This window comes from Anabaena sp. FACHB-1391, assembly GCF_014696755.1.
Lineage (GTDB): Bacteria > Cyanobacteriota > Cyanobacteriia > Cyanobacteriales > Nostocaceae > Dolichospermum > Dolichospermum planctonicum.
Map to the genome: position 1 here is coordinate 1 of NZ_JACJQS010000050.1, position 26,109 is coordinate 26,109.

The following is a 26,109-nucleotide window of genomic DNA, read 5'->3' on the forward strand; positions in this document are numbered from 1 at the left end:
AAACTCGTGAAATTATTGACAAAATTCTCAATAATCATGAGAATAGACCCCTGTTTATTGAGAAAAATCTTTTTTCCCAAAATCCTATAGAAATAACTTATATCCCTATAACAAAATATCCAAGTTATTTAATCAATCTTGTATTTCCAGAAGTTGCGGTTAATATTTCCCTACTGCGGAGATTTATTTTGGAAATAATAATCTTAGTAATTCAAAACTCTATATATATGGACGCACTATTTTCCACCAATAACATCATCATACCCGAAACTCAAAACACTGTCAAGCCCTCCGGCTGAAATTACCAAAACTCGTGAAATTATTGACAAAATTCTCAATAATCATGAGAATAGACCCCTGTTTATTGAGAAAAATCTTTTTTCCCAAAATCCTATAGAAATAACTTATATCCCTATAACAAAATATCCAAGTTATTTAATCAATCTTGTATTTCCAGAAGTTGCGGTTAATATTTCCCTACTGCGGAGATTTATTTTGGAAATAATAATCTTAGTAATTCAAAACTCTATATATATGGACGCACTATTTTCCACCAATAACATCATCATACCCGAAACTCAAAACACTGTCAAGCCCCCCGGCTGAAATTACCAAAACTCGTGAAATTATTGAGTGCATAGTCCTATAAATAAATTTCGTGTATAATCAAGATGCCCCCAGGGGGGATTATCAATTATGATATTGTGGGATAAGTAAAGTTTAGTAACAAATATTAGAAACTTTGATTAATCATACATTCTTTTCCTATACAGCTACTAACCCTACGTTAGATATTGGTGATGGCATTAAAAAAACCTCTTTAGCAAACTTGATATCTTCCCGACAAAATTGGTTAGTATTTGCAGCGTCGGTATTTTTAGTATCAGTACCAGTGTTTGTGGAAGCACCATTAGTAAGATCATTTCCTGCGCTAAGTGTATTTTCAACAGGCTTTTTACTTTGGTTCAGTATGAGATTAATGTCAAGTTCAAGAACCTATTTATGGGGAGATTTACTCTTTGGGTTTAGCTGGACTTGGTTGACAGGGGCAATTTATTGGGGTTGGTTAAGATATGAACCAATTTGGCATATACCCATAGAATCACTAGGATTACCCTTTGCTTTGTGGTGTTTAGCGAAAAATTGGGGTAAAATCGGCAATTGGTTCTATTTAGGTTCTTTGCTGGGGACAGTTTTAACCGATATTTATTTTTATTTAGTAGATTTGATGCCCTATTGGCGACAAATTATGAGAATAGATCCCGCAGGAGCTTCACAAATCTTACAAAATGCCTTAGAACAAGTCGAAACACCCTGGGGAGAGGGCTGGGCGGTCATTCTTGCCCTGATACTGATGACAGTGGGAACAGTCTCTTTACTGAATAAACAATGCCATTGGTATGCCTTTGGAGGGGCAATTTTGAGTACAATTCTAGTAGACAGTCTATTCTTAATAGCAGCGGTTCTAGCGTGAAATTCCCATCAATGGGGAAAACACCCAAAAATAGGCGCGTAAGTGCTATGAGGAAGAATTTTTGGCAAAAGTCAAAGTAAACCAAATAGTAGTGAATATTGTGGATATTGATACGCTGTATATTAGTTCTTGATGACTGTTGTGCAAGATCCCAAGCTAAAACGAAGAAGCTAAACCATGAGAAAATCAGGATCAAGTTAGAATAGAAACTGCTCTAACAACCTGAAAATTCTGGCTTATGCCCTACGGTTTATGGCTTGTGGCTGCAAATAATCAACAATTTAATTGCTGTTTGATAGAAAGAGGTAAAAAATCGTGAAAGGATTGGTGCGTTTATTCACTGTATTTACATTGTTGCTAGGTTGTTGGGGAATGCTGGGAACTACTCAGACAGCCCAAGCTGTTAGTTTCAATAGCTTTGCAGGAAATCAAGTTCCAGTTTTAGCACTTGCTCGCCAAAACAAAGCAGATCAGAAACTGGGAACGGACTTTGGTAAAAAAATTGATTTGAATAATACCAATATCGCTGCTTTCCAAAAGTATCCAGGACTATATCCCACCTTGGCTAAGAAAATTATCAAAAATGCTCCTTACAACAAAGTAGAGGATGTATTAAATTTGGCAAAATTGAGCGATAAACAAAAAGCACTTTTGCAAGCCAATTTGGATAATTTCACCGTGACAGAATTTGAGCCTAACTTCAACGAAGGTGATGATCGCATTAACAACGGTATCTACAGATAACCTTAGTTGGTAATTGGTAATTGGTGATTGGTAGGGGCAATAGGCAAAAAGTCTAATAAATTTCTCTATTACCCATTACCCATTACCCATTACCCATTACCCATTACCCATTACCCATTACCCATTACCTATTACCCATTACCCCACCTTGTCTGATATAGATATTCCTAACCAATTTGATGTTTTAGTAGTCGGTGCTGGTGCAGCGGGACTATATACAGCCCTATGTTTACCAGCATCCTTACAAGTCGGCCTAATTACTAAAGAAACAGTTTCCCTATCCGCTAGTGATTGGGCGCAGGGTGGTATAGCCGCAGCCGTCGCCCCAGAAGATTCGCCAAAACTGCATATTGAAGACACATTAAAAGCCGGAGCGGGTTTATGTGATCTAGCTGCTGTAAAATTCTTAGCTGAACAAGCTCCCAGTTGTATTCAATCCCTGGTTAATTTAGGAGTCGCTTTTGATCGTCATGAAAGTAACTTAGCCTTAACCTTAGAAGCAGCCCATTCTCGTCCTCGTGTTCTCCATGCGGCTGATACCACTGGTAGGGAAGTTACAACTACCCTGAAAAATCAAGTTCTGCGTCGTCAGAATATCAAAGTAATTCAGCAAGCTTTGGCTTTGAGTTTGTGGATAGAACCCCAAACAGGTCAATGTTTGGGAATTAGCCTATTTTATCAAGGTAAAATTACCTGGGTGAGAGCCGGAGCAGTAATTTTAGCTACGGGTGGCGGTGGTCAAGTATTTGCCCAAACTACTAACCCAGAAGTAAGTACAGGTGATGGTGTGGCCATTGCTTGGCGGGCGGGGGCGATTCTTAGGGATTTAGAATTTGTGCAGTTTCATCCTACAGCCTTGAGTAAACCGGGACGTTTTCTTATTAGTGAAGCCGTACGCGGTGAAGGGGCGCACCTGGTGGATGATACCGGGCGACGTTTTGCTTTTGATTACCACCCATCTGGGGAATTAGCGCCGCGAGACGTGGTGAGTCGAGCAATTTTTAGTCATTTACAAAATACCGCCTCTGACCCGGCTACAGCCCATGTTTGGTTAGATATGCGTCCTATTCCCCCTGAGAAAATTCGTCATCGTTTCCCCAATATCATCGCCGTTTGTCAACGTTGGGGTATTGATGTCTTTAATCAACCCATTCCCGTTTCTCCCGCCGCCCATTATTGGATGGGTGGCATTCTCACAGATGTGACTAATTCGACCAATATTCCCGGTTTATATGCTGTTGGGGAAACCGCTAGTACGGGGGTACATGGTGCAAATCGTTTAGCCAGTAATTCTCTTTTAGAATGTATTGTCTTTGGGGCGCAAATGGCTAATGTTGATCATGAAAAATTGATAATTCAAAAACAGAAATCTGTTAACTTTATTAAAAATGGAAATTTTGCAGTTAACCCGTCTGCAATTGATTGGGAAAATCAACAAAGACAATTAGCAGAAATTCGCCAAAATTTACCCCGTATAGTTTGGCAAAGTGCGGGTATTTGTCGAGAAAAATCAAGTTTAGAAACTGCCATTTCTCAAATCAAATCTTGGCAAAAAGACTTTGCAGCTTTACCTTTAAGTCAATTATTATTAAGTTTACAGCCTGGACAATCAGTTAATTTTCAACAACCGAAAATTGAAAAGGAATTGCGGCTTTGGGCAGAAACTCGTAATTTATTAGATGTGGCCGAATTAATTCTCAAAAGTGCTGTTTTTAGAACCGAAAGCCGTGGTGGACATTATCGTTTAGATTACCCCCAAACTGATCCTAATTGGCAAGTGCATACTCTGGTGAAAAATCAAGAATGGGTAATGGGTAATGGGTAATTGGTAATTGGTGAAATTAAAGATAAATATATATTCACCTGATTACCTTATCGCCATTCCCATTCAAGTGAGGTACAAGCAGTAATAATTGTAGCTTGCTTCCCGAAGGGTACGCAGATGGACGCAGATAAACGGAGATAATTTTGTACTTCATTAGACTGGGAAACGCTATCATTTCCAATGATAACTTACGCAACTGGTCTAATAAATGAGATCGTAGTTAGGACTTTAGTCCTATCTTCTAGAGGCTATGGGAACAATCATCAGGGCTAAAGCCCTGACTACAAACAAAACATAATAATTTTTTGTCACAATTGCGTAAGTCTTACTAATTTTTAACGGAAATATTTAAAGTTTTTCGGACCTGTATAACCTGTGATATTTGCTAATTCTTCTAGACTTTGTACTCCACTATAGCTTTTACCATTAATAATCCAAGTTGGGAAACTTTGAATTTTTGCGGCTTTACATAATTCTGGTTTACCATTGGGACTATCACCAGCGCACTCTACCTTAGAATTATCATTAATGATTTGATAAGCTTCTTTCCCGAAAAGTAACTTTTGTTCGTGACAGTGGGGACACCAATAGGCTACATATTCCTTAGCACCAGATTTAACCAGATGTTGGGCTAGGGCTATTTCCGCTTCTCCAGATTTAGTAGTAATTTCCCAGCCAAATTCAGGATTTGGGTATTGTTTTGGGGTAAAGGTGATTGCTGTAGGTTTTCCATCAGTTGATTCAGTAATATTACCTGATGGGCTGATTTGAGAATAAATTCCTAAAGTCCCAATTAGCGTCACAATCGTTACAATTAAAGCGGTAAATAAAAGTTGTCCGTTATCTTCCCAATCCCTACCCATGACGGTTAACACTAACATGATTAATGCAAATAAGGCAGAAGCGATACAGTAAAGACAAATAGCTTTCAGTTCAAATGCTAGTACATACATTAAGTATCCACTAAAAACCGACATAGCGATCGCCCCTATAAACAGCAACCACCAAGTCACATTTTCTAGTTGTTTCTGACTTTTGTTATTTTCCCCTGAGTTCAATGCCAAAGGAGCTAAAGCGAATATAAACATACCCATGTATGCCAATAAACCAAATACAGGTAATGGTTGACCAAAAACTGTAGCCCAAGGACTAGAAAGGACATCTACACAACTCTTAACATTTTCTGGTGTAGTGCAAACCGGGGCGCTGCCGGTCAGCTTTTCAAAAGTGAGATAACCTGTATTCAGGATACCAAAACCGGAGATCGCTCCAATGGCTGGACGCGACCATTTATAAATACTAGGAGTAGAACGACGACGAGTCATAATATTAGTGATTGGTAATTGGTAATTAGTTTAGAAATCATCTAAATCAAGCAAATCAAAAGCATCATAGTTCAGACAACAGAGGTCTGCGGGCGGCTTCCACAAATTGACTGACGCGAATGGGGTCTATGGGTTGCTGAATTTGACCATGACGTTTGAGAGAACTAGAAACAATTACCCCATCTGCTGCTTGTAGGAGAGTGCTAACATTTTCCCAACTTGCGCCACTACCAATAAAAACGGGAGTTCCAGCAGCCGCAGCACTAGCTAGTTCTAAATCCTCTTGCTCAGGAGGACTACCAGTAGCCCAACCAGATAAAATTACCGCATCAGCCAAACCCCTTTCAATAGTGTCTTTCACAACAACAGTGAGATGAGGAGAACTCAACGGACGGGCGTGTTTTACTAAAACATCAGCAAAAATTTTCACGTCAGATCCTAATTCTCGACGATACCGTAGTAATTGATGAGCTTCCCCTTCAATTAGTCCTTGGTCAGTTGCCATTATACCTGTAAGTACATTAATACGAACAAATTGTGCATTAACACAACTAGCAACAGCGATCGCACTTCTGCCATCATTGCGTAACACATTTAATCCCACAGGCACAGTAACCAAGTTCTGTATACGTTGTACAACCACAGTCATGGCACTGACAACAGCCGGGTCAACTTGATTTTTAGTAAATGGGGCATCGAAAAAATTCTCAACGATAATCCCATCAACCCCTCCACTAGCAAGGGCTGTGGCTTCTTGTTCAGCGCGGTCAATCACTGCTTTGAGACTACCTCCCCAACGGGCTGAAGTAGGTAAGGGTAGCAAATGCACTACGCCAATAATTGGGGTTCGGGTTTTAAATAACTGATATAAGTCCACGTTTTTAATTTACTTCGCACATTCTCAAACTCTTACTCTTTGCGCCTTGGCGCGAAACATAACTCATACCGACATTATGCAACGCCGGTTTTTCTGTTCCCTGTTCCCTGCTGTGTGAGTCCTAAGCGGTTTTTTCATGGTCAGGTTGTAACCTCCTCCTCAAGATGGAAATTAACTTTCAACCTTCCCTAAGATATGTTAAGATAAAATCTGATTAGAAGAGAAGTTTGCCACTCACAAGATGCAAGGCAGCTTCCCGTCATTTAATTGTAAATGCCGGAGTAGCATTACTGCTTGATGGGCGTGGTCGCCAGTGCGATTTCCCGGTTGGGTAGCGGCTTCTCAAAACAGACCTCCGGGTCGGCTTCCCAATGGGTAAATTAACAAAGCCCACGCTGCGGTAATTTAAAATACCAATAAGCGAATTGTTAAAAAATATTACGAGTGTCAGACTTACCCAAAGATGCTCAAGATTACCCTGGGAAACAAATTAGTAGAAGGATCATGACACCGCCTCTATATGTAAAATAGAAGAGGTTGGGGGATTGTATTTACTAATTAAAGTAGCTAATTATACAGGTAAAATCTGGTAATTAGTAACGGGTAGTTGGGTAGGAGTTATTTATCTATATATCCCGACCCAATTTGAACGTTAATTAGCAAGGAAAAACGGAACATTTATTGAACATGATGGGTGAAAAGCCAACAGTTGCCATTTCTCACCTGGGCTGCGAGAAAAATCGCATTGATACAGAACATATGTTAGGGCTGCTAGTAAACGCAGGCTATAGTGTAGATAGCAACGAAGAATTAGCAGATTACGTAATTGTTAATACCTGTAGTTTTATTGAAGCAGCACGACAGGAATCAGTAAAAACCCTAGTAGAACTAGCGGAGGCTAATAAGAAAATCGTCATTACAGGCTGCATGGCCCAACACTTTCAAGAACAATTATTGGAAGAATTGCCAGAAGCGGTGGCGGTAGTGGGGACAGGAGATTATCACAAAATTGTGGATGTGATCGAGCGAGTAGAGCAAGGAGAGAGAGTTAAAGAAATTACCGCCGAACCTACTTATATCGCTGATGAAACCACACCGCGTTATCGGACAACAACCGAAGGAGTAGCTTACCTGCGAGTGGCTGAAGGCTGTGATTATCGGTGTGCATTTTGCATTATTCCCCATTTGCGAGGAAACCAGCGATCGCGTACCATTGAATCAATAGTAGCCGAAGCCCAACAACTGGCAGATCAAGGTGTGAAAGAAATAATTCTCATTTCTCAAATCACCACCAATTACGGCCTAGATATTTACGGAAAACCCAAATTAGCCGAACTGCTGCGGGCTTTAGGGAAAGTAGATATACCTTGGGTGAGAATGCACTACGCCTATCCCACCGGATTAACACCAGATGTAATGGCGGCCATCGAAGAAACCCCCAACTGTTTACCATATTTAGATTTACCCCTGCAACATTCCCACCCAGAAATTCTCCGGGCTATGAATCGTCCTTGGCAAGGACAGGTCAATGATGGGATTATGGAAAGGATTAAAATGTCCCTACCATCAGCAGTGCTAAGAACCACATTTATAGTTGGTTTTCCGGGAGAAACCGAGGAGCATTTTCAACATTTATTAGAGTTTACACAACGGCATAAATTTGATCATGTTGGTGTATTTACTTTTTCACCGGAAGAAGGAACTCCAGCCTACAGTCTACCTAATCAAATTCCAGCAGAAATAATGGCAGCACGCCATGATCAACTAATGGCATTACAACAGCCAATTTCTTTGCAGAAAAATCAACAGGAAATCGGCAAAATTGTTGATGTCCTAATTGAGCAAGAAAATCCTGAAACGAGCGAACTAATTGGTCGTTCTGGTAGATTTTCTCCCGAAGTTGATGGTCAAGTCTATGTGAAAGGAGAGGCTAGGCTAGGAACTATCGTCAAAGTAGCGATTCAAAGCGCCGATGCCTATGACCTTTATGGTCAAGTTGTCAATAGCGATAGATTATTATCTCGTTCTCTATCTACTGTTGCATAAGACTTAATTTACAAATAAGTATCGGTTTACAAATCAAAAATTCACAATAAAATCTAGGAGAGTTAATGAACTTATCATTTCAAGAATTAGGCATTTCCCAAGAACGTGCTGAACTGTTAGAAAACATGGGTTTTTCTGCACCTACTAATATCCAAACCCAAGCAATTCCTCAATTATTAAATGGTCGGGATGTAGTCGGTCAATCCCAAACAGGAACAGGTAAAACCGCAGCTTTTTCCCTACCAATTTTAGAACGGCTAGATCCTGATCAAAAAGCTGTACAAGCAATAGTTTTAACCCCAACTCGTGAGTTAGCCATTCAAGTTCATGCGGCTATTTCCCAATTTATTGGTAATAGTTACTTGAAAGCAGCAGCCATTTATGGTGGTCAATCAATTGACCGGCAAATTATGCAACTCAGACGGGGGGCGCAAATCGTTGTCGGTACACCAGGACGGGTGATAGATTTATTAGATCGTGGTAGCTTGAAGTTAGATCAAGTACGGTGGTTTGTGTTAGATGAAGCTGATGAAATGTTAAGCATGGGCTTCATTGATGATGTGGAAAGAATTCTTTCCCAAGCACCAGAAGAAAGACAAACAGCCTTATTTTCTGCAACAATGCCACCATCAATTCGGATGTTGGTAAATAAATTTTTGAACTCACCGGTAACTGTCACCGTTGAACAACCCAAGGCCGCACCAAATAAAATCAATCAAGTAGCTTACATTATTCCCCGTCACTGGACAAAAGCCAAGGCCTTACAACCAATTCTGGAAATGGAAGACCCAGAAACAGCTTTAATCTTTGTTCGCACCCGTCGCACAGCCGCAGAATTAACCAGTCAATTGCAATCTGCTGGTCATAGTGTGGATGAATATCATGGTGATTTGTCCCAGCAAGCGCGGGAACGTCTATTAATTCGCTTCCGTAACCGTCAAGTGCGTTGGGTAGTAGCTACTGATATTGCAGCTAGGGGTTTAGATGTTGATCAACTTTCTCATGTGATTAACTTTGATTTACCTGATAGTGTGGAAACCTATGTTCACCGCATTGGTCGTACCGGTCGCGCTGGAAAAGAAGGAACAGCCATTTCTTTGGTTCAGGCTTTTGAACGCCGTAAACAACAGGCTTTTGAACGCCATAACCGCCAAACTTGGCAAATTCTGTCTATTCCTACTAAAGCGCAGATTGAAGCTCAACATATTCAGAAGTTAAGAGGACAAGTAGCTGAAGCTCTAACAGGTGAACGGTTAGCTTCATTCTTGCCCATTATCAGTGAAATGATTGCAGAATACGATGCTCATGCGATCGCTGCGGCTGCTTTACAAATCGCTTATGATCAAACCCGTCCCGCTTGGTTACTATCAGGAGTGGATTTACCTGTAGAAGAAAGCCCAACTCCCAAACCCAGAATTAACAAACGCCGTATAGATGTCGGTGATGGTTCAGAACGGGAAAGCGAACGTGGTGGTGGCTTACGTGGTTCTGGAGGCGGTAGAGGCCGTTCTTCTTGGTCAAAAGAGGGTAAAGGTAACGATGAAAGACGTAGTAACGGTGGCGGTAGTCCTAAACCCAAGTTAAGAACAGCCCACGGTGAAGCTTCTCCCACTCCTAGCAATCACAAATTAGGTTCACATACTGGTAGAGAATAGTTAAGCAAAGTAGCGGTAATTTATTTATTTATTTATTAATTAATTAATTACCGCTGCCTAAGCATAAGGTTTAAAGCCATATTTATAAACTAGCTAACCAAAATGAAATCGCTACTACTGAGGGTGATCCCTGAATTACCTAAATCAGCAAACTTAAACACTTCCGTTGAACTGATCAGGTTGCCATTTCGGTTATAGAATATACTTCGAGTCCCTTGACTAAAGACAATAGGAGCATTACTAGCATCTACTGAGGCATTATTGGGGACAACGGCAAAGCCAGTGAAAGCTTGCCCCACAGCATTAGTAATGGCGGAAAATGTGGTTTTACTTAATACAATCTGATCTTGTCCAGCTTCAAACTGGGTAATATAGTCAGTACCTAAAGCACTACTAAAGACACCACTGCTTTGAAATAGATATTTATCATTACCATCTCCTCCAGTCAGGGTATCATTACCAACTCCTCCCCAAAGTGTATCATTACCAACTCCTCCCCAAAGTGTATCATTACCATTGAGTCCTGACAGGATGTTATTGCCACTATTACCTTGGAGGATGTTATTACCTGCATTACCCGTACCATTTATAGCCGTTGTTCCTGTTAAGGTGAGGTTTTCAACGTTGGTCGGTAAGGTAGTGGTGACAGAGGCTGTGAGAGTATCGCTGATAGTTGTAGTGACGCTGGTTCGAGTCCCCAAGTTGGCATTTGTGGGAGATGTAAGGGTGAGGGTAAAAGTTTCATTTACTTCATTTATAGAATCATTCAGAATGGGTATGTTAATTGATTGACTGGTAACACCGCTATTAAAAGTCAAAGTCCCTGTGGTGGTGGTATAGTCTAAACCCGCTGTAGCTGTACCGTTAACAGTGGTATAGTTGACTGTAATAACTCTGGTATCGGATCTGGAGAGAGTAACAGTGTAAGTGACGTTTTGAGGGTTGGTGTTACCTTCAACAATGGTTTGATTAGCACTGAGGTTAATCACAGGTACATCATCATTAACGATAGTTCCCGTGACGGCTGTAGTTGTGCCAATGGTGTAACCTGTTCCCGCAGCTAAGGTTAGGGCTACAGTTTCATCATTTTCAACGATTGTATCCGCTGTAGGGTCAATAGTTAAAGTAGCTGTACTTGCACCAGCCGCAAAGGTAATAGTTCCCGATGTAGCAGTAAAATTTCCTGTACCTATTCTGGTATAATCTGTATTGAAGGTAGCTGTACCAGCAACGTTATAGTTGGCTGTGAGGGCGGCACTTAGGTCACCATTGCGACTAAAGGTGTAAATAAGGTTATTTGTCCCGTCTTCAGAGACGCTAGTAGGAGATAAAGCTAGGGTAATTGTTGGTAAAACTGTGGCAGTAAACTGATAATCTATAAACTCACCAAATAGATTTGTAGCCCGAACTGTAATCTGTGAACTACCGGTTTGGTTAGGAAGATAATCCAGAAACAGTTGTTTATTACTAATACTGGGAGTGACTAAGGTAGGTTTGGAGTTGTTAACTATAGAAAATCTCAGTTCATCTTCTTGAGTAATTGTAATACTACTGAAACGAATAAAATTTGTATCACTAATTGCAGCTTGCGTCAGGGGAAGATTAGTAAACGCTCCACCAGCATTATAAGTCCTAACGGCAGCGATCGCATCTATTGTGGTTAAATCACTAGCACCAAGAGCTTGACCAAAAACTGTAAAACCACCATTTTGATTATTGAGATTGCTGGAATTATCCGCTAGGTTAAAAAACCATTGATTTGTGGCACTATTAGGATTATTACCTAATTTTGCCATAGCGATCGTTCCCCGCAAATTTGAGCGTTGTGTACTAAACTCATTCTGTACAGGCGCATTAGATGGAATCGTTGTTAATGTGGAATTATTATAAGTATACCCCCCACCTTGGACGATAAAACTGGGAATAGAACGGTGAATAAAAGAATTAGTATAACTGCCAGTATTAACATAACTTTGGAAATTTTGCACAGTCAAGGGTGCGCCAGTTCCAGTTTGGTCAAATAGTACAACATTAATGATGCCGTTGCCAATGGTTCCCGTTGATGTATTGGCTAAGTTAAAACGAGCAACTTTCCCTGTTGTCAAAGGATCATCAAAGTAATTACTTAAATTCAGGGTGGTATCTGGTGCATTAATATTGACAACTACGTTTAAGATAGGATTAGTAACAATAGGATCAGGAAGGTTGTTAGTAGTCATGGTTTTTCCTTAGTATTACACATTTATCCGTGATCTTGACAGGAACATTATACCCCTTTTCGCCAAGAAATAAAACAGAGGAAATGAAAAAATGATTAAGAACCACAAATAGTTGCAAATAATATGGAAATGGAAAATAGGCATTTGCTCAAATTATACAACAAGTCTACCATTTTAAATTAGCCTCCCCAGCCCACTGGAAGTCAATTTTCAGGCTAATAATCCAAAGTTAACTAAAGTGGGGTAAAAACTTTGTCCAGTCGGATAAAAGTAATTTTTTGCATACTTCTTGCTATATCATACTAGACGGTCTAGTCTAGATTTTAGATATGAAAACAGATTAATCATTTAGGCTGCTACTATGTCTCAAATTGCGCCAACACCTCCAGAGGATTTTACTAATATTTCTATACCACCATCTCAACAGCAAAAGGGTAAAAAACTAATTCCTTTGTTTTTAGGGTTACTGGTGGTCGGGAGTGGTATTGGTTATGTACTGTGGCGAAATAATCCAAAATTGTCAGCAAATATACTTAAACTAACTGGCAGAATTGAAGGTTATGAAACTGAAATTGGGATTAAGCGTTCTGGTAGAATTGAGTCAATTAAAGTGCGAGAAGGGGCTTATGTCAAAAAAGGACAAGTATTAATTAAGTTAGATGATAGTAACGACCAATTGTTACGAGAACAATTACGAGGGACGGAAGCACGGATAATATCTGCACAATCTGATGAACAACAGGTAATGGCAGATTTGAATAGAGTCCGCAGTGAGTTTGAGCAAATTGATAGTCAAATTAGCGAAGCAAAGCTAAATTTACAGCAATCTCAAGGGGATACGATTGGACGAATTGAACAGGCAAAAGCTAATGTATCAGCGGCTAAAGCTCAATTAATACAAGTACAAGCTCAGGCAAAACAAGCAGCAGCAGAAGTAAAATTAGCGAGAATGAACAGCGATCGCTATAAACAGCTTATCAAAGAAGGTGCTATTAATCGCCAACAATTTGATCAATCACAAACTACATTAGATACAGCCATGGCTACTCTAGAAGCCAGACAAGCGGCCGTAAATGCAGCAAAAGAACAATTAAGTGCAGTTCAAGGGGCATTAATCCAAACAAAAACTACAGGCTTAAATCCTGATATTCGCAACGCCCAGTTAACAGCATTAAACAGAAAAAAAGACCAGATTTTTGCTCAAATACAATCTGCTCAGGCTAAAGTTAGATCCGCTCATGGTAAAGTCAAAGATGCCTTAGCATCAAAACAGCAAATCCTCACTCAAATAGAAGATTCTCAAAGAGATTTGAATGTGATTAGTCCTTTAGATGGAGTTATAACTGCTCGCAGTGTTGAACCGGGTGCAATAGTTAGTAATCAGACTAAAATTTTAACAATAGTTGATCCCCAAAATATATATCTACGGGGTTTTATTCCTGAAGGTGATATTGGTAAAGTACGATTAGGACAAACTACTAAAATCTTCCTTGATTCTGCACCAGAAAAACCCCTCAATGGTAAAGTTATTGCTATTGACCCTCAAGCCTCTTTTACTCCAGAAAATATTTACTTTCAAAAAGATCGCGTGCGACAAGTAATAGGAGTTCGTATTCAAGTCGAAAATCCTCAAGGCTGTTTTAATCCTGACAATCCTTACAAAGAATCAGATTTACCCTGTGCTAAAATTGGTATGCCAGCAGATGCGGAAATTAAGTTACAGGAAAAGAAATGAAAGTTTAAAATATTTTCTGCATAAGTCATGGGGGGAGTTAAGAATGACTAATTATCAATTACCAATCACTAAGCAAACAGAAGCTATTAAAGTTAGTAATTTACATAAACATTATGGTAAATTAGCCGCAATTAAAGGAATTAATTTCACTGTTAACAAGGGGGAAATGTTTGGTTTAATTCGTCCTGACGGTGCGGGTAAAACTACGACCTTCCACATTTTAGGTGGTGTAATGGAAGGGACTGCGGGGGAAGTTTTAGTATTTGGTCAACCCGCACGAAATTCGCGGTTAATGACGGGATATTTAACACAACAATTTTCTCTATATTTGGATTTAAGTATTGATGAAAATTTGCGTTATGCGGGGGGGTTGCGACAAGTTGATGATGATTTATTATGGGAACGCAGCCATAAATATTTAACATTAATGAGTTTAGAAAAATTTGGCAATCGTTTGGCTGGTGAATTATCAGGAGGTATGAAACAAAAGCTGGCCTTATGTTGTGCTTTAGTGTCTCAACCGCAGGTTTTATTATTAGATGAACCGACTACGGGAGTTGACCCAGTTTCTCGACGAGAATTTTGGGATGTATTAGCAGAATTATCTGCCCAGGGGATGACAATTGTGGTGGCTACGCCCTATCTAGATGAGGCTGAACGCTGTCATCTTGTGGCTTTAATGTATAATGGTCAAATTCATGAAATTGGCACTCCAGCGGCTTTAAGAACCAATTTAGGTTTACATCGTTTGCAGGTAAAAACTACAAATTTGGAAGTCAGCGAGAAAATTCTTTTCCAGAATTTAGACACAAATATATCATATACAAATATAGTTGATATTCAAACTTTCGGCGATCGCTTAGATGTTTTAGTTGAAGATGTGACTATAGGTGAAAATCAAGTCAATGAATTACTAAAAGCATATAATCCCCATATTGAACCTAATGAACCTACTTTAGAAAATGTCTTTGTTACTCGTCTGCGACAACAGGGTTCTGCACCAAAATTTTTAGAATTTCCCCGTTATCGTGGTGGAAATAAAAGTAAAGAAATAAATGAGAATATCAATAGAGAAAAAACTTCTTCCCAATTACCATTTTCACAAATTGCTATTTATGCAAATAATCTTAACCGTGTATTTGGTAAATTTCCAGCAGTTAAAAGTGTGAATATTGAAGTACGTTATGGGGAAATATTCGGACTTTTAGGAGCAAATGGCGCAGGAAAAACCACCACAATTAAAATGTTATGTGGATTATTAAAACCTAGTGGTGGAGAAATTTCTTTAGGTGGAGAAACCGGAAATTTGCGAAGTCCAGAATTAAGAAAACGTATTGGTTATATGAGTCAAAAATTCACCCTTTATGACGATTTAACAATTCTGCAAAATCTAGAATTTTATAGTGGTGTTTATAGCGTTCCCCGCAAACATAGAAGAGAAAAAATTGATTGGGTAATATCTACCTGCGGGTTAGAAGGAAGGGAAAATATGTTAACGGGACAATTACCAGGAGGTTGGAAACAAAGAGTTGCTTTTGGTGCTTCAGTCATGCACGAACCTGATATTTTATTTTTAGATGAACCAACATCAGGAGTAGACCCTTTAGCGCGTCGTCAATTTTGGAAACTAATCAATGATTTTGCGCGAAATGGGACAGCAATTTTAGTTACAACCCATTATTTAGAAGAAGCAGAACAATGTAACCGCATGAGTTTTATGGTAGCTGGAGAAATCGCTGCGGAAGGTTCACCCAGTTTTATCAAAGCTTCCCAACCAGGACAACTGATAGAAATAATTGTTAATCAAAATCAGGCTGCTTCCCAACTATTAAAACAGAAATTTGCTGCTTGGAGAGTTTCAATCTTTGCTAATAGTTTACATATTGTTCTCGACAACCCAGAAATAGAAATTCCCCAAGTAATACAGCTTTTAAAATCCGCAAACCTGATAATTGAATCTCTTCGTCCTATTCCTTTCTCCCTAGAAGATGCCTTTATTGGTATAGTACAAATAGTACAAAAAGTAGAAAATAGCTGACAAGTAAACTAACACAATTTCCCAACACAACTTCTAAAATTTTGGATTTTACTTCGTTTTACCAAACCTACAATTTTTAATCTCCAAAATTATGAAAAGAATTATTTCCCAATGTATTAAAGAATTATCTCAATTTAAACGTGATAAATTGACATTAGCATTAGCATTTTTATTACCATTCATGACATTGTTAATCTTCGGTTTTGCTACCAGATTAGAAAGTCAAAATATTCCCTTAGTTGTCCAGGATTTTGACCATACAAACCTAAGCAATAGCTATATTGAAAAATTATATGCTACCAATCAATTTATTCCCAAAGAATGGTCAGGAGGAGACCCAGCGCGAGATGCTATTGATAGAGGTATTGCTAAAGTAGCGGTAATTATTCCTTCCCAATTTAGTCGAGATATTAAAGCTAATAAACCTACCACAGTGCAAGTTTTAATTGATGCCACAGATGTTAATAATGCCCGTGTAATTAGAGGAAGTATTCAAAGAGTTACTAATTTCTTTATGCAGGAAGAAAAACTTTTACCAGCTACTAAAATAATTACCGCTAGAATCCGTTTATGGTTTAATCCTGGTAGATTAGAATCATTATATATTGTTCCCGGAGTATATGGTGTAATCCTGTGGATTTTTCCATCTTTACTAACAGCAATTGCCATGGTAAGAGAGAAAGAAAAAGCGACAATTTTACAAGTTTATGCTTCTAGTATTAGTGCCACAGAATTGTTATTAGGTAAAGGTATGGCTTATCTATTAATTGCCATAACTGAAGCATTAGTTGTGATAGGATTAGGGGGAATTATTTTTAAATTAAGCGTGGTTAATAACCCAATCACTTTATTATTAGGAACTCTGATATTTCTGATAGATAGTGTGATGTTTGGTTTACTAGTTGGGGTACGTAGTAATAACCAAAATTCCGCTGTTCAAATTATTTCTTTAGTCGGGTTTATTACCTCTTTATTATTGTCTGGTTTTATCTATCCTCTCAACAATATTCCTTTTCCCCTGTCACTTGTCACTAATGTAGTTCCTGCTCGTTATTATATTAATATTACTCGTGATGCTTTTCTGCGTGGTACAGGTTGGCCAGGGGTTTGGTTTGATTTTCTCATGTTAACAGTTTTAGGTTTGATATTTTTTAATGTCTCCCGTCGAATTTTAAGTAAGATGCAAATTAGTAATTAGTCAGTTGTCAGTTGTTCGACTATTACCTATTACCTATTACCTATTACCTGTTTTATGAAATTTATTCTTCCATTCTTTGATCATCCATTTTGGGCATTAGTGCGGAAAGAAATTAATCAAATTTTACGCAATAAACAATTAATTATTTTGTTAATAGTCCCTCCAACAGTCCAATTATTACTTTATGGATTTGCACTTAATCCTGATGTCCAAAATTTGAAATTAGGTGTGATTGATTATGCTCATGTTGCTGATAGTCGAGAACTAATTTCTGCCATGACTTCCAATCGAATTTTTACTTTAGAATCTGTACCCAATAGCGAAAAAGATTTAAGTCAACAAGTAGAAAAAGGAAAGTTAGATGTAGGGGTGATAATTCCTCCTGAGTTTCCGCGTAAATTAGCACAGAAATCGGCAGAAATTCAAGTTTTTATTGATGCGGTAAATGCCAATACAGCGGGTATTGCTGCTAATTACATGAATCAAATTGTCCAACAATACAATCTGAGTTTGGAACCAGGTAAACGCAGTCCTCCCGTATCATCTCAAGTCGTATTTCTTTACAATCCTGGACTTATAAGTAGTTGGTTTTTTGTACCGGGAGTCATGGGTTTAGTGTTAACATTAATCGGTACATTAGTTTCCGCAGTCACTGTTGTACGCGAGAAAGATACGGGAACTTTGGAACAATTGTTAATGACTCCAGCGGCCAATTGGCAAATATTGTTATCAAAAATTGTCCCTTTGGTTTTTTTACTCATGGGAGATGTGATGTTAGCTTTAACCTTGGGAACTGTGGTATTTAATTTACCATTTCAGGGCAGTTTTTTATTATTTATTTCCTTATCAAGTATGTATGTATTTGTGGGAATTAGTTTAGGAATTATGTTAGCGACTATTTGCCGTTCTCAACAGCAAGTATTACTCACATCTTTCTTTATTAATTTACCAATTGTGCAGACATCTGGGGCAATTGCTCCTATTGAAGCTATGCCTACTTTTTTCCAGGTTCTATCTTTACTAAATCCTCTTCGTCATTATATTACTATTGTGCGGGGTATTTTACTCAAAGGGGTTGGTTTAGATGTGCTATGGATTCATGTTTTAGCATTACTTGGTTTTGCTGTGGTGTTGTTGAGTATTAGTGTGAGTAAGTTTCGGAATCAGTTGAGTTAATGAAGCAGTGTAACATTTAAATCCCTATGCTGAGTTACAAACTATTGGTTCGGGTTGGTTTGGGAGGCAATTCACTGGCAATTTGTAGGATATACTCCGTATTTGCTTAAAATTGTGACTTTTTATGAAAACAAAAGGTAATTTATGAGCTATGATCACCATCAATATTCAGAACTTTAGGTCGGTGAGTATGTCAAGTTAATTCTCAATACCTAACCTATATTCTCCTAAAATATAAAATGATAAGCGTTAATAAATATTATGCGTGTAGTAGCTCTTGTACCTGGTTCAATTGATAACCAAATTCTTTTCTTTGCCACTCTTGATGATCTGAAGCGTTATTATCCTCACTCACAGATAGATGTCGTTGTAGAACCTAAGTCAAAGGCTGCTTACCGGGTAAGCAAGTCTGTTCACGATGTATTAACTTTTGATTATAAAGATCGTAATAGTCTAGCTGATTGGGGTAACTTCGTTGGTATGATACGCGATCGAGAGTATGATGTTGCTATTATTGTAGGACAAAGTTGGTTTGTAAGTTTCTTGATGTGGTTAACAGGAATTACCATGCGTATTGGCTACCAAGGCCAAGGTGCGGTTTTTCTGACTCACCGAATTGCGCCAAATCTATCCCAATATGTGGCCAGGATGTACCATGACTTATTGAAACCTTTAAAGATTGATACTGATTGTCCAACATTATCTGTAAATGTACCTAAAATAGATATTGAATGGGCGCAAGGTGAACAAAAACGATTAGGAGTAACTGAAACAGGTTTTATCCTCATTAATGGTGGTGGAACTAGTTTAGATACAACTTATCCGGGAGAAAATTGGCGACAAATTATTGAAGCTTGTCAACAAAAACAACCGGATTTACCCATTGTGGTTATTAAAGAAGCCAATAATGAGCCTTTAGTCAAATCACTTCTAGAAAGTTGTCACAATATTAAAGTTACTTCCCCCGAAGATATTGGCAAGTTAACTGCTATAATTGCCGGCGCTAGTTTAATGTTATCTGTGGAAAACAGCTTACTCCAACTAAGCGTAGCAGTAGAAACATATACAATTGCCTTGCTTAATTCTACGGAATCATTAAAATTATTACCCACAAGTGAAAAAGTCTTGACTATCACCTCACATACTGGGAAAGTAGCGGATATTTCACCCCAAATAGTATTAGAAAAAATTTGGGGAGGTTGAATATTATCAATTATGGGTTTTGGATTTGGGATTTGAGATTCAAAATCCCAAACCACCAATTTTATCAAAGAGATGTCTAATAAGTGTTATCAGCGCTGCATAATGGGAGTAGGAATTATCTTTCGCACCAAATAGCAAAGGAGCAAAGTTTGAGATTTTGATTTTGTCTTTTTGATTTTGCCTTTAAGAATTACCTTTTTCAATCATCTCAAAGAAAGCATCATCTAATTCATAACCCAGAACTTGTGCTAAAGATTTCAGTCGAGATGGACTAACAATATCTTGTTTGTGCAACCAATCACTTAAAATAAAGATCTTGTGCATCAGGAATATTTCTAAAGCTTCTGGGTTATATTGGATACCTTCTTTGGAGCTAAACTGATGAGGTACTAACATGGCCGCATAACGAGCTAATTCTCCAGCTTTCCAGTCTAGTAAAAATGGCAACCACGGATATTTAGCATCGAGACGGACAAACCACAGTCTGACCTCTGGAATTTCCGATAGTTCTCTTGGATCATTTGCAACTCGTTCATAATTAATTTCTAAACGCAGTTGCTGTTCATGGGAGGAAATGTTTCCTGCTTGGAGTAATGGTTCAATCACCATTAAAGCAGGTGACAGATCCAAATTATAAATGGAGTCGTTGTTGAGGATGATTGTGATGGTCATAACTGTTTATTTTCTGGCTCAACAGTGGTGAAAATCCAGATTAGCAGCTTTTTACCCCTTTGAGATGGACATTTACAGGAATTTTCCCCGCAAATTCTCAGGAGAACAATAATCACGCCAAAGATCTTGCCAACTTTGATATTATATGGCCAATGAGCGATCGCCTTTTACAATTGTTATTAATTGATCCAGATCCAATTTTCCGTTTAGGACTAAAGGTGACATTGGAAACTATTCCCAATTTACAAGTCATAGCAGATGTTCCCTCAGATACTTCTGCTTTAAAAGTTATAGCGGAAATATTGGCCGTTAATTCTCAGCAAATTCACTTGATAATCTTAGCATTAAATAATGAGCATTTAGGGTGGCAATTCTGTAGACAACTAAAAACTTTATATCCTTATATACCTATATTACTTCTAACTAGCACATCTCAACCGGAACTAATTATATCTGCCAAAGCGATAGGAATAAATGGCTATTGTCCTAAAGGGGTCTCAATTTCTCAATTAGTCCCCATTCTTGAGCAGGTAGCCAATGGGGGTTATTATTGGTTTGAAGATAGAAAAATGTCTAATTTTACCTCATCTTCCCTACCAGGTAAGTTGCGAAATCACTTACAAAGTTCGGGAATTAACTATATTGATGATACTTTATATCAAGTTACAGAACAATTAAAATTACCGGGAATAACCCTATTAAATAAAGCAATTTTAGCAGGACAAAGACGGGAACTTTTAGCGGCTCGTTGGCTTATTAGTAATTTATTAAAATTACCACACAAAAGGCAGAATTTACCACCAGAAAACCCTATTAATCAAGTAATTATCAAATCCGAGACACAACCTTTAATAAATATACCACCTGTAGTGAGTTCTCAACAATTGCAATCTGAATTATTAACATTATGTTTAAATAAACTAAAATTTCCTTTAGAAAATATCACGGACACACCTTTAGAAATTGATATTCTCCAAGAAGATAAAAAGCGAGAACTACTTTATATTATCCTCCAGAAATTTTTTCAGCAGTTGGATGAAATTCGGACTTTTAATTTTAATAAAAATCAAATATTTAATTTAAAAGAGCAGATTTTACTAGATTTATGGCAATTTAGTATCACAGAATTTTTTGGTAATTACTACCGTATTAGTTTGGATAAACAAGAGATAAACCTAGTTAAATTCTTATTAGATAAAACCACAGATTTACAAAAAGAAATAATTAATAAAGTCCCTTTTTTCTTGGATTTTTTATCTTATCTGCTACTATTCACAGATTTATATATTGATAATACTTGTTGTCCCTTTGGTAGTAAAGAAGCTCAATCTCAAGCATTATTAATTTTAGAAAATTTATTGATTCATATAGCTAATAATGTAATTCAACCATTATTAAATTATTTAGCAGACGTTGAAACAATCAAACAAAACTTTTATCACAGACAAATGATTTCTACTAGAGAAATTGAAAGATTTAGAAATAACTTATCTTGGAAATATAGATTAAATCAATATATAACTGAAGCTCAAAAAATTTTTGAAAGTCGTTATGAGTTATTTGTTTTTGCACCTCGTGGTATTGCTAAAATATCAATTTATGCTCCTCGTAACCAAGAATTAGCGGAACTTTCTGGTATTCCTCTAGGAGTGACATTAATGCTAGAATTTCGAGATGCTATTGCTCCACGTTTACAATCATTATTAGGGTTTTTAGGAACTGGAATTGTTTTCGTGCTGACCCAAGTTATTGGCCGGAGTTTAGGTTTGGTTGGGAGGGGTATTTTACAAGGAATTGGTAGCGTTTCCTTGACGGAAAAAGCACAACGGAAAAATAAAAATAGAGAATAAGCTGAAAAATACAGCAGTTCCCGATCTTATGAAGTACAAATATTAATAATAAAACTCTTGTGGTGCGGGCATACTTCGGCAAACTCAGTACAAGTCTTGCCCGCACAAGGTGTACCTCATAACACTCTTGTAGTGCTGTAATAATAAAACTCTTGTGGTGCGGGCATCTTGCCCGCACAAGGTGTACCTCATAACACTCTTGTAGTGCTGTAATAATAAAACTCTTGTGGTGCGGGCATCTTGCCCGCACAAGGTGTACCTCATAACACTCTTGTAGTGCTGTAATAATAAAACTCTTGTGGTGCGGGCATCTTGCCCGCACAAGGTGTACCTCATAACACTCTTGTAGTGCTGTAATAATAAAACTCTTGTGGTGCGGGCATCTTGCCCGCACAAGGTGTACCTCACTCAAAGCTACTTGCTGTAAGCTGTACTGCATTGAATTTGTATAATTAAAGCTAATTTTTATACTTATAATTATATTAATAATAATAATAGCGGGCAGGACTTGTACTGAGCTTGTCGTTCCCGTAGCGTGGCGTTAGCCATAGTATGCCCGCACCACAAGATTTATACATATTACGATTGTACAATTTAGTTTTGTAACAGCTTATAAATTCCAATCACGACGAAAATTAAAGAAACTTGCTAATAATTCTTGAAAAGCATGGTTTTTATTAATTCTGTGTCTATGCCATTCTCGTGCTGTTTCGATGAGAATTTCTGATAAACTGGGATAAATGGGTGATAATTTTGCTAAATGCTGAATTTTAATATTTTGGGTTATTGCTAAACTAATTATATTAATTAATTCTGCTGCTGCTATTCCTAAAATAGAACATCCCAATATTTTACCATTTTTAAAAACTATTAATTTACAAATTCCTGTAATTTGTCCTTGAACTTGTGCGCTTGTAGCTGTTTTAAAATATTGTTTGAAAACTAAAACTTGATTTTGAGAATATTGACTTTTTGCTTGAATTTCCGTTAAACCAATTTGTGCTACCCTGGGATAAGTATAGATTCCCCAAGGAACACAGTGATAATTAACTTTTACTCTCGGAAAAAATAAAGCATTTTTTATGGCAATATTAGCCTCATAACTACTAAGATTCTGAATATTATAACCACCAATTACATCACCACAAGCATAAATACGATGATTTGTCGTTTGCAATTTTTCATTGACAACTAAGCGGTGTTGATGATATTTTATTCCCACTGCGGACAGGTTGAGATATTCTAAGTTTGGTTGTTGTCCGGTAGCAATGAAAATTTCATCAGTTTCCATAGCTTGATTTCCTGCTTGTACCCATTTTTGATTATCTATATGTCGAACTTGGGTTACTTTTGTTTGTGTTAAAACACGCACACCATTAACTTCTAATTGTGCTATTAGTAATTGATTTATTTCTGGGTCAAGAAGGGGAACAATACTCGATTTTTTAACTATTAAGGTAATATTACAACCAAACTGGGCTAAAACTTGGGCAATTTCTATACTTTGGGGAATACCACCAAGAATTACCCAATTTTTAGGTAATGTTGTTTTTTCTAAATAATCCCAAATATTAGTTAAAGTCAGATATTCAATAGTATCTAATCCAGGAATATTAGGAATTAAAGGACGTGAACCATTAGCGAGTAAGTAAGTCCGACTATACAACCGTCTTTCATTAACTATCAAACTCAAGGGAGAAGATTGAAATTGACCATTACCAACAATAATATCAACTCCTTGAGCTGCTAAATTAGCAAGGGAATTGATTTGAGTAAGATTTTTTGAAACAGAAATAGCATAAAACAAAGCCTTTTTCCAGTTAAGAGATATTGTGTTTAGGTTAATATTTGTTTCGTCAATTCCTAGATTTTCTAAATTACGATATTGTTGAGTAATTTTACTAATTTCATTCAGTACATATTGATGATTAAAATAGTAGTTATGAGAAAAATTATCGCTGACAATTAAAGCCACTTTTGCATTTAACCCAGTAGCATCTAAAGCGGCTTGGTATGCAGCAATAGTGTCACCAAGAATAACTATATCATAATCAATATTGGTCATTAGTTAATTGTCCAATCTTTTCAGGGCTGTTAATAAGCGTTGGTGATCAGATTCAGAACGGACAGCGACGCGGAAAAAACGATCACCCAACTCTTGAAAACTTAAACAATCACGAATTAAAATCTGGTGTTGCTGAAGTAATTTTTTTTGTAACTGGGAAGTAGACTGCTGACATTCTACCAATAGGTAGTTAGCAGCCCCTTCTAGGGGGGTGAAACCAGGAATTGAGGCTAACCCTTGGAATAGTTGATTTCTCGCATCTGGTAGCCATTTCCAGGTGCGATTTTGAAATTCTCTATCTTCAAGAGCCGCGATCGCTGCTTTGGCTGCTAAAATATTTACAGGCCAGGGATCTCGCCATGATTGCCATTTTGCTAAACGCTGGGGGTGAGCGATAGCATAACCTAATCTTAAACCTGCTAGACTGTAGAATTTAGTAAGCGATCGTAAAATCACCAAATTATCATATTCTTGCACCAATTCAATCAGACTTTGTTCCTCATCAGGGGGTAAAAAGTCCATAAAAGCCTCATCCACCACCACCAAAGCAAACCGTTTTAAATACGGTAGGATAGAGTCCCGTGAAAATAACTTTCCCGTCGGGTTATGAGGATTATTCAGGAGTAACCCATATTCCGAGGTTATAAATCTGAAATCTGGAAACAGAGAAAAATTCTCCTGCTTAGGTATAGCCTTTGTCCCCGTTCCCAAATCCAGAGGAAACTCCAGCACTTTAGCATTATAAGCCGCCAGAGTGCGGTAATAATCCCCAAAAGCCGGAGTTAGTATAACAGTTGCTGCTAATTGCGCTAATTCTCTACCAACCAGAGTTAATAATTCTGCTGAACCATTACCTGGCAAAATCCAATCAGCAGCTATTTGATGAAAGTGACCCAGAGCCAGTCTGAGTTCACTATATTCCGGGTCAGGATAATGCCTGAGATTACCCAGTTGGGACATAATGGCTGCAAGGACGCTGCTGGGCGGTCCCAACGGGCTGATGCTGGCAGAAAAATCCACAATAGCATCAGGGGAACAGTCAGCTAACGCCGCCGCCCAGGCTAAATTTCCCCCGTGTGCTGGTTGTGGCATCAAAAATACTCTCCCTACAACAAAACTTACTCTTTTGGGGGTGCTACCCTTTCTCTAAACTGTTTTCCAGCGGAGAAAGCGGGAACTCTGGTAGCGGGAATTTCCATTTTTTCGTTCGTTTTGGGGTTACGTCCCTCACGGGCTTTGCGTTCCCGTGATTCAAAAGAACCAAATCCCACTAATGTAACCTTATCACCAGAAGAAACCGCTTCCACAATGGTTTCTATGGCAGCAGTTAAAACAGCATCAGCCTGTTTCTTGGTAACGTTAGCTTTTTCCGCCACTGCGTCAATTAATTCGCCTTTGTTCATATCAGACTCCTAAAGTTTTACCAGATATTCTTTCAAGATGCACCCTTTCGCATCTTTACGTAAATCTCTGCTTGTACAAATACAAAAATCGTTCCTGGAGAGTATTTACACTCAAAACCGCCGTAAATCCCATTGACTCGACTTTTCAATGAATCATTCTAAGGTGTTGTCGCCCGAAGTGGATAGGTGAAACTATTAATTTATATAGATTTCAGGATTTTTTGTGTTTTTAACCTCTTTTTTGTAGTTAAAACACCCTATTTTCATGAATAAATACTTAGTGGTGCTATTCCTTAGTCCTTGGTGCTTGGGAAACACCTTCTCCCTCTCCTCCTCTTCGTCCCCTACTCCCTTCGTTTTTCTCAACTCTTCCCAGGTTAACTTTTTCTCCTCTATAGGAATAATTCTCAGGAAATCAGCCCAAACACTTATGTTTACATATTGATATTTGATCAAACTCTTGTGGGGTGGGCATCTTGCCCGCCCTATAACCCACATTCCGCACCCTGAACTGTCACAGATCAAAAAAGCAGAGATAGTAGTACATAATAACTAACGATCAATTAAAGAGAAATAAGCTTAATGAGAATACATATCATTAAAA

The 26,109-nt window shown here is 38.0% G+C and carries 20 protein-coding genes; 12 read left to right on the forward strand and 8 right to left on the reverse strand.

Features of this window, described 5'->3' with window-relative positions; all coding sequences use genetic code 11:
* The 4 genes from H6F62_RS20745 to nadB form a co-directional block, all read left to right on the forward strand.
* A partial coding sequence (locus H6F62_RS20745; protein WP_206755837.1) for a hypothetical protein occupies window positions 1-299 on the forward strand: 299 nt, incomplete at its 5' end.
* A gap of 443 nt (window positions 300-742) precedes the next feature.
* Entirely contained in the window at window positions 743-1,474 is a 732-nt protein-coding gene (locus H6F62_RS18560) for a DUF3120 domain-containing protein (RefSeq protein ID WP_190372679.1), read from the forward strand.
* Between the two features lie 315 nt (window positions 1,475-1,789).
* Window positions 1,790-2,218, forward strand: a complete 429-nt coding sequence (gene psbU, locus H6F62_RS18565) for a photosystem II complex extrinsic protein PsbU (protein ID WP_137909627.1) — start codon at window positions 1,790-1,792, stop codon at window positions 2,216-2,218.
* Between the two features lie 148 nt (window positions 2,219-2,366).
* Complete coding sequence (gene nadB, locus H6F62_RS18570; protein ID WP_190372680.1) at window positions 2,367-4,043, forward strand: L-aspartate oxidase; 1,677 nt, start codon at window positions 2,367-2,369, stop codon at window positions 4,041-4,043.
* Between the two features lie 335 nt (window positions 4,044-4,378).
* On the opposite strand, the gene H6F62_RS18575 is transcribed toward nadB, so the two are convergent.
* Window positions 4,379-5,368, reverse strand: coding sequence for a vitamin K epoxide reductase family protein (locus H6F62_RS18575; protein WP_190372681.1), 990 nt, complete (start codon window positions 5,366-5,368; stop codon window positions 4,379-4,381).
* 64 nt (window positions 5,369-5,432) lie between these two features.
* On the reverse strand, window positions 5,433-6,245 hold the full coding sequence (gene btpA, locus H6F62_RS18580) for a photosystem I biogenesis protein BtpA (RefSeq protein WP_190372682.1): 813 nt from the start codon (window positions 6,243-6,245) through the stop codon (window positions 5,433-5,435).
* Window positions 6,246-6,935: 690 nt separating this feature from the next.
* Between btpA and rimO the strand changes: the two genes are divergently transcribed.
* Both rimO and H6F62_RS18590 read left to right on the forward strand, forming a co-directional pair.
* Window positions 6,936-8,291, forward strand: coding sequence for a 30S ribosomal protein S12 methylthiotransferase RimO (gene rimO, locus H6F62_RS18585; protein ID WP_137909629.1), 1,356 nt, complete (start codon window positions 6,936-6,938; stop codon window positions 8,289-8,291).
* 65 nt (window positions 8,292-8,356) lie between these two features.
* Window positions 8,357-9,946 (forward strand): DEAD/DEAH box helicase, encoded by a 1,590-nt coding sequence (locus H6F62_RS18590; protein ID WP_137909624.1) that lies wholly within the window; start codon window positions 8,357-8,359, stop codon window positions 9,944-9,946.
* Window positions 9,947-10,035: 89 nt separating this feature from the next.
* Here the strand turns inward: H6F62_RS18590 and H6F62_RS18595 are convergent, their stop codons facing one another.
* Window positions 10,036-12,165 (reverse strand): peptidylprolyl isomerase, encoded by a 2,130-nt coding sequence (locus H6F62_RS18595; protein WP_190372683.1) that lies wholly within the window; start codon window positions 12,163-12,165, stop codon window positions 10,036-10,038.
* A gap of 361 nt (window positions 12,166-12,526) precedes the next feature.
* Here H6F62_RS18595 and H6F62_RS18600 point away from each other — a divergent pair, with 361 nt between their 5' ends.
* From H6F62_RS18600 to H6F62_RS18620, 5 genes are all read left to right on the forward strand, one after another.
* Window positions 12,527-13,900, forward strand: a complete 1,374-nt coding sequence (locus tag H6F62_RS18600) for an HlyD family efflux transporter periplasmic adaptor subunit (RefSeq protein ID WP_137908781.1) — start codon at window positions 12,527-12,529, stop codon at window positions 13,898-13,900.
* A 43-nt stretch (window positions 13,901-13,943) separates the two neighbouring features.
* The gene (locus H6F62_RS18605; RefSeq protein ID WP_190372684.1) at window positions 13,944-15,938 is read left to right on the forward strand and encodes an ATP-binding cassette domain-containing protein; all 1,995 of its coding nucleotides are present in this window, start codon (window positions 13,944-13,946) and stop codon (window positions 15,936-15,938) included.
* Window positions 15,939-16,029: 91 nt separating this feature from the next.
* Window positions 16,030-17,136 (forward strand): ABC transporter permease, encoded by a 1,107-nt coding sequence (locus H6F62_RS18610; protein ID WP_190372685.1) that lies wholly within the window; start codon window positions 16,030-16,032, stop codon window positions 17,134-17,136.
* 54 nt (window positions 17,137-17,190) lie between these two features.
* Window positions 17,191-18,312, forward strand: a complete 1,122-nt coding sequence (locus tag H6F62_RS18615; protein ID WP_190372686.1) for an ABC transporter permease — start codon at window positions 17,191-17,193, stop codon at window positions 18,310-18,312.
* A gap of 261 nt (window positions 18,313-18,573) precedes the next feature.
* Window positions 18,574-19,515, forward strand: a complete 942-nt coding sequence (locus H6F62_RS18620) for a glycosyltransferase family 9 protein (protein ID WP_190372687.1) — start codon at window positions 18,574-18,576, stop codon at window positions 19,513-19,515.
* A gap of 183 nt (window positions 19,516-19,698) precedes the next feature.
* On the opposite strand, the gene H6F62_RS18625 is transcribed toward H6F62_RS18620, so the two are convergent.
* On the reverse strand, window positions 19,699-20,187 hold the full coding sequence (locus H6F62_RS18625) for a CRR6 family NdhI maturation factor (protein WP_137908776.1): 489 nt from the start codon (window positions 20,185-20,187) through the stop codon (window positions 19,699-19,701).
* Between the two features lie 152 nt (window positions 20,188-20,339).
* On the opposite strand from H6F62_RS18625, the gene H6F62_RS18630 reads away from it, so the two are divergent.
* The gene (locus H6F62_RS18630) at window positions 20,340-22,037 is read left to right on the forward strand and encodes a DUF3685 domain-containing protein (RefSeq protein ID WP_137908786.1); all 1,698 of its coding nucleotides are present in this window, start codon (window positions 20,340-20,342) and stop codon (window positions 22,035-22,037) included.
* A gap of 610 nt (window positions 22,038-22,647) precedes the next feature.
* Here the strand turns inward: H6F62_RS18630 and H6F62_RS18635 are convergent.
* The 4 genes from H6F62_RS18635 to H6F62_RS18650 form a co-directional block, all read right to left on the reverse strand.
* The gene (locus H6F62_RS18635) at window positions 22,648-24,102 is read right to left on the reverse strand and encodes an NAD(P)/FAD-dependent oxidoreductase (protein WP_190372688.1); all 1,455 of its coding nucleotides are present in this window, start codon (window positions 24,100-24,102) and stop codon (window positions 22,648-22,650) included.
* A gap of 3 nt (window positions 24,103-24,105) precedes the next feature.
* Window positions 24,106-25,194, reverse strand: a complete 1,089-nt coding sequence (gene cobD, locus H6F62_RS18640) for a threonine-phosphate decarboxylase CobD (protein WP_137908774.1) — start codon at window positions 25,192-25,194, stop codon at window positions 24,106-24,108.
* 26 nt (window positions 25,195-25,220) lie between these two features.
* Complete coding sequence (locus H6F62_RS18645) at window positions 25,221-25,505, reverse strand: HU family DNA-binding protein (RefSeq protein WP_137908773.1); 285 nt, start codon at window positions 25,503-25,505, stop codon at window positions 25,221-25,223.
* Between the two features lie 195 nt (window positions 25,506-25,700).
* A complete protein-coding gene (locus tag H6F62_RS18650; protein WP_190372689.1) occupies window positions 25,701-26,003 on the reverse strand; it encodes a hypothetical protein in 303 nt (100 codons plus the stop codon).
* Between the last annotated feature and the right edge of the window lie 106 nt (window positions 26,004-26,109).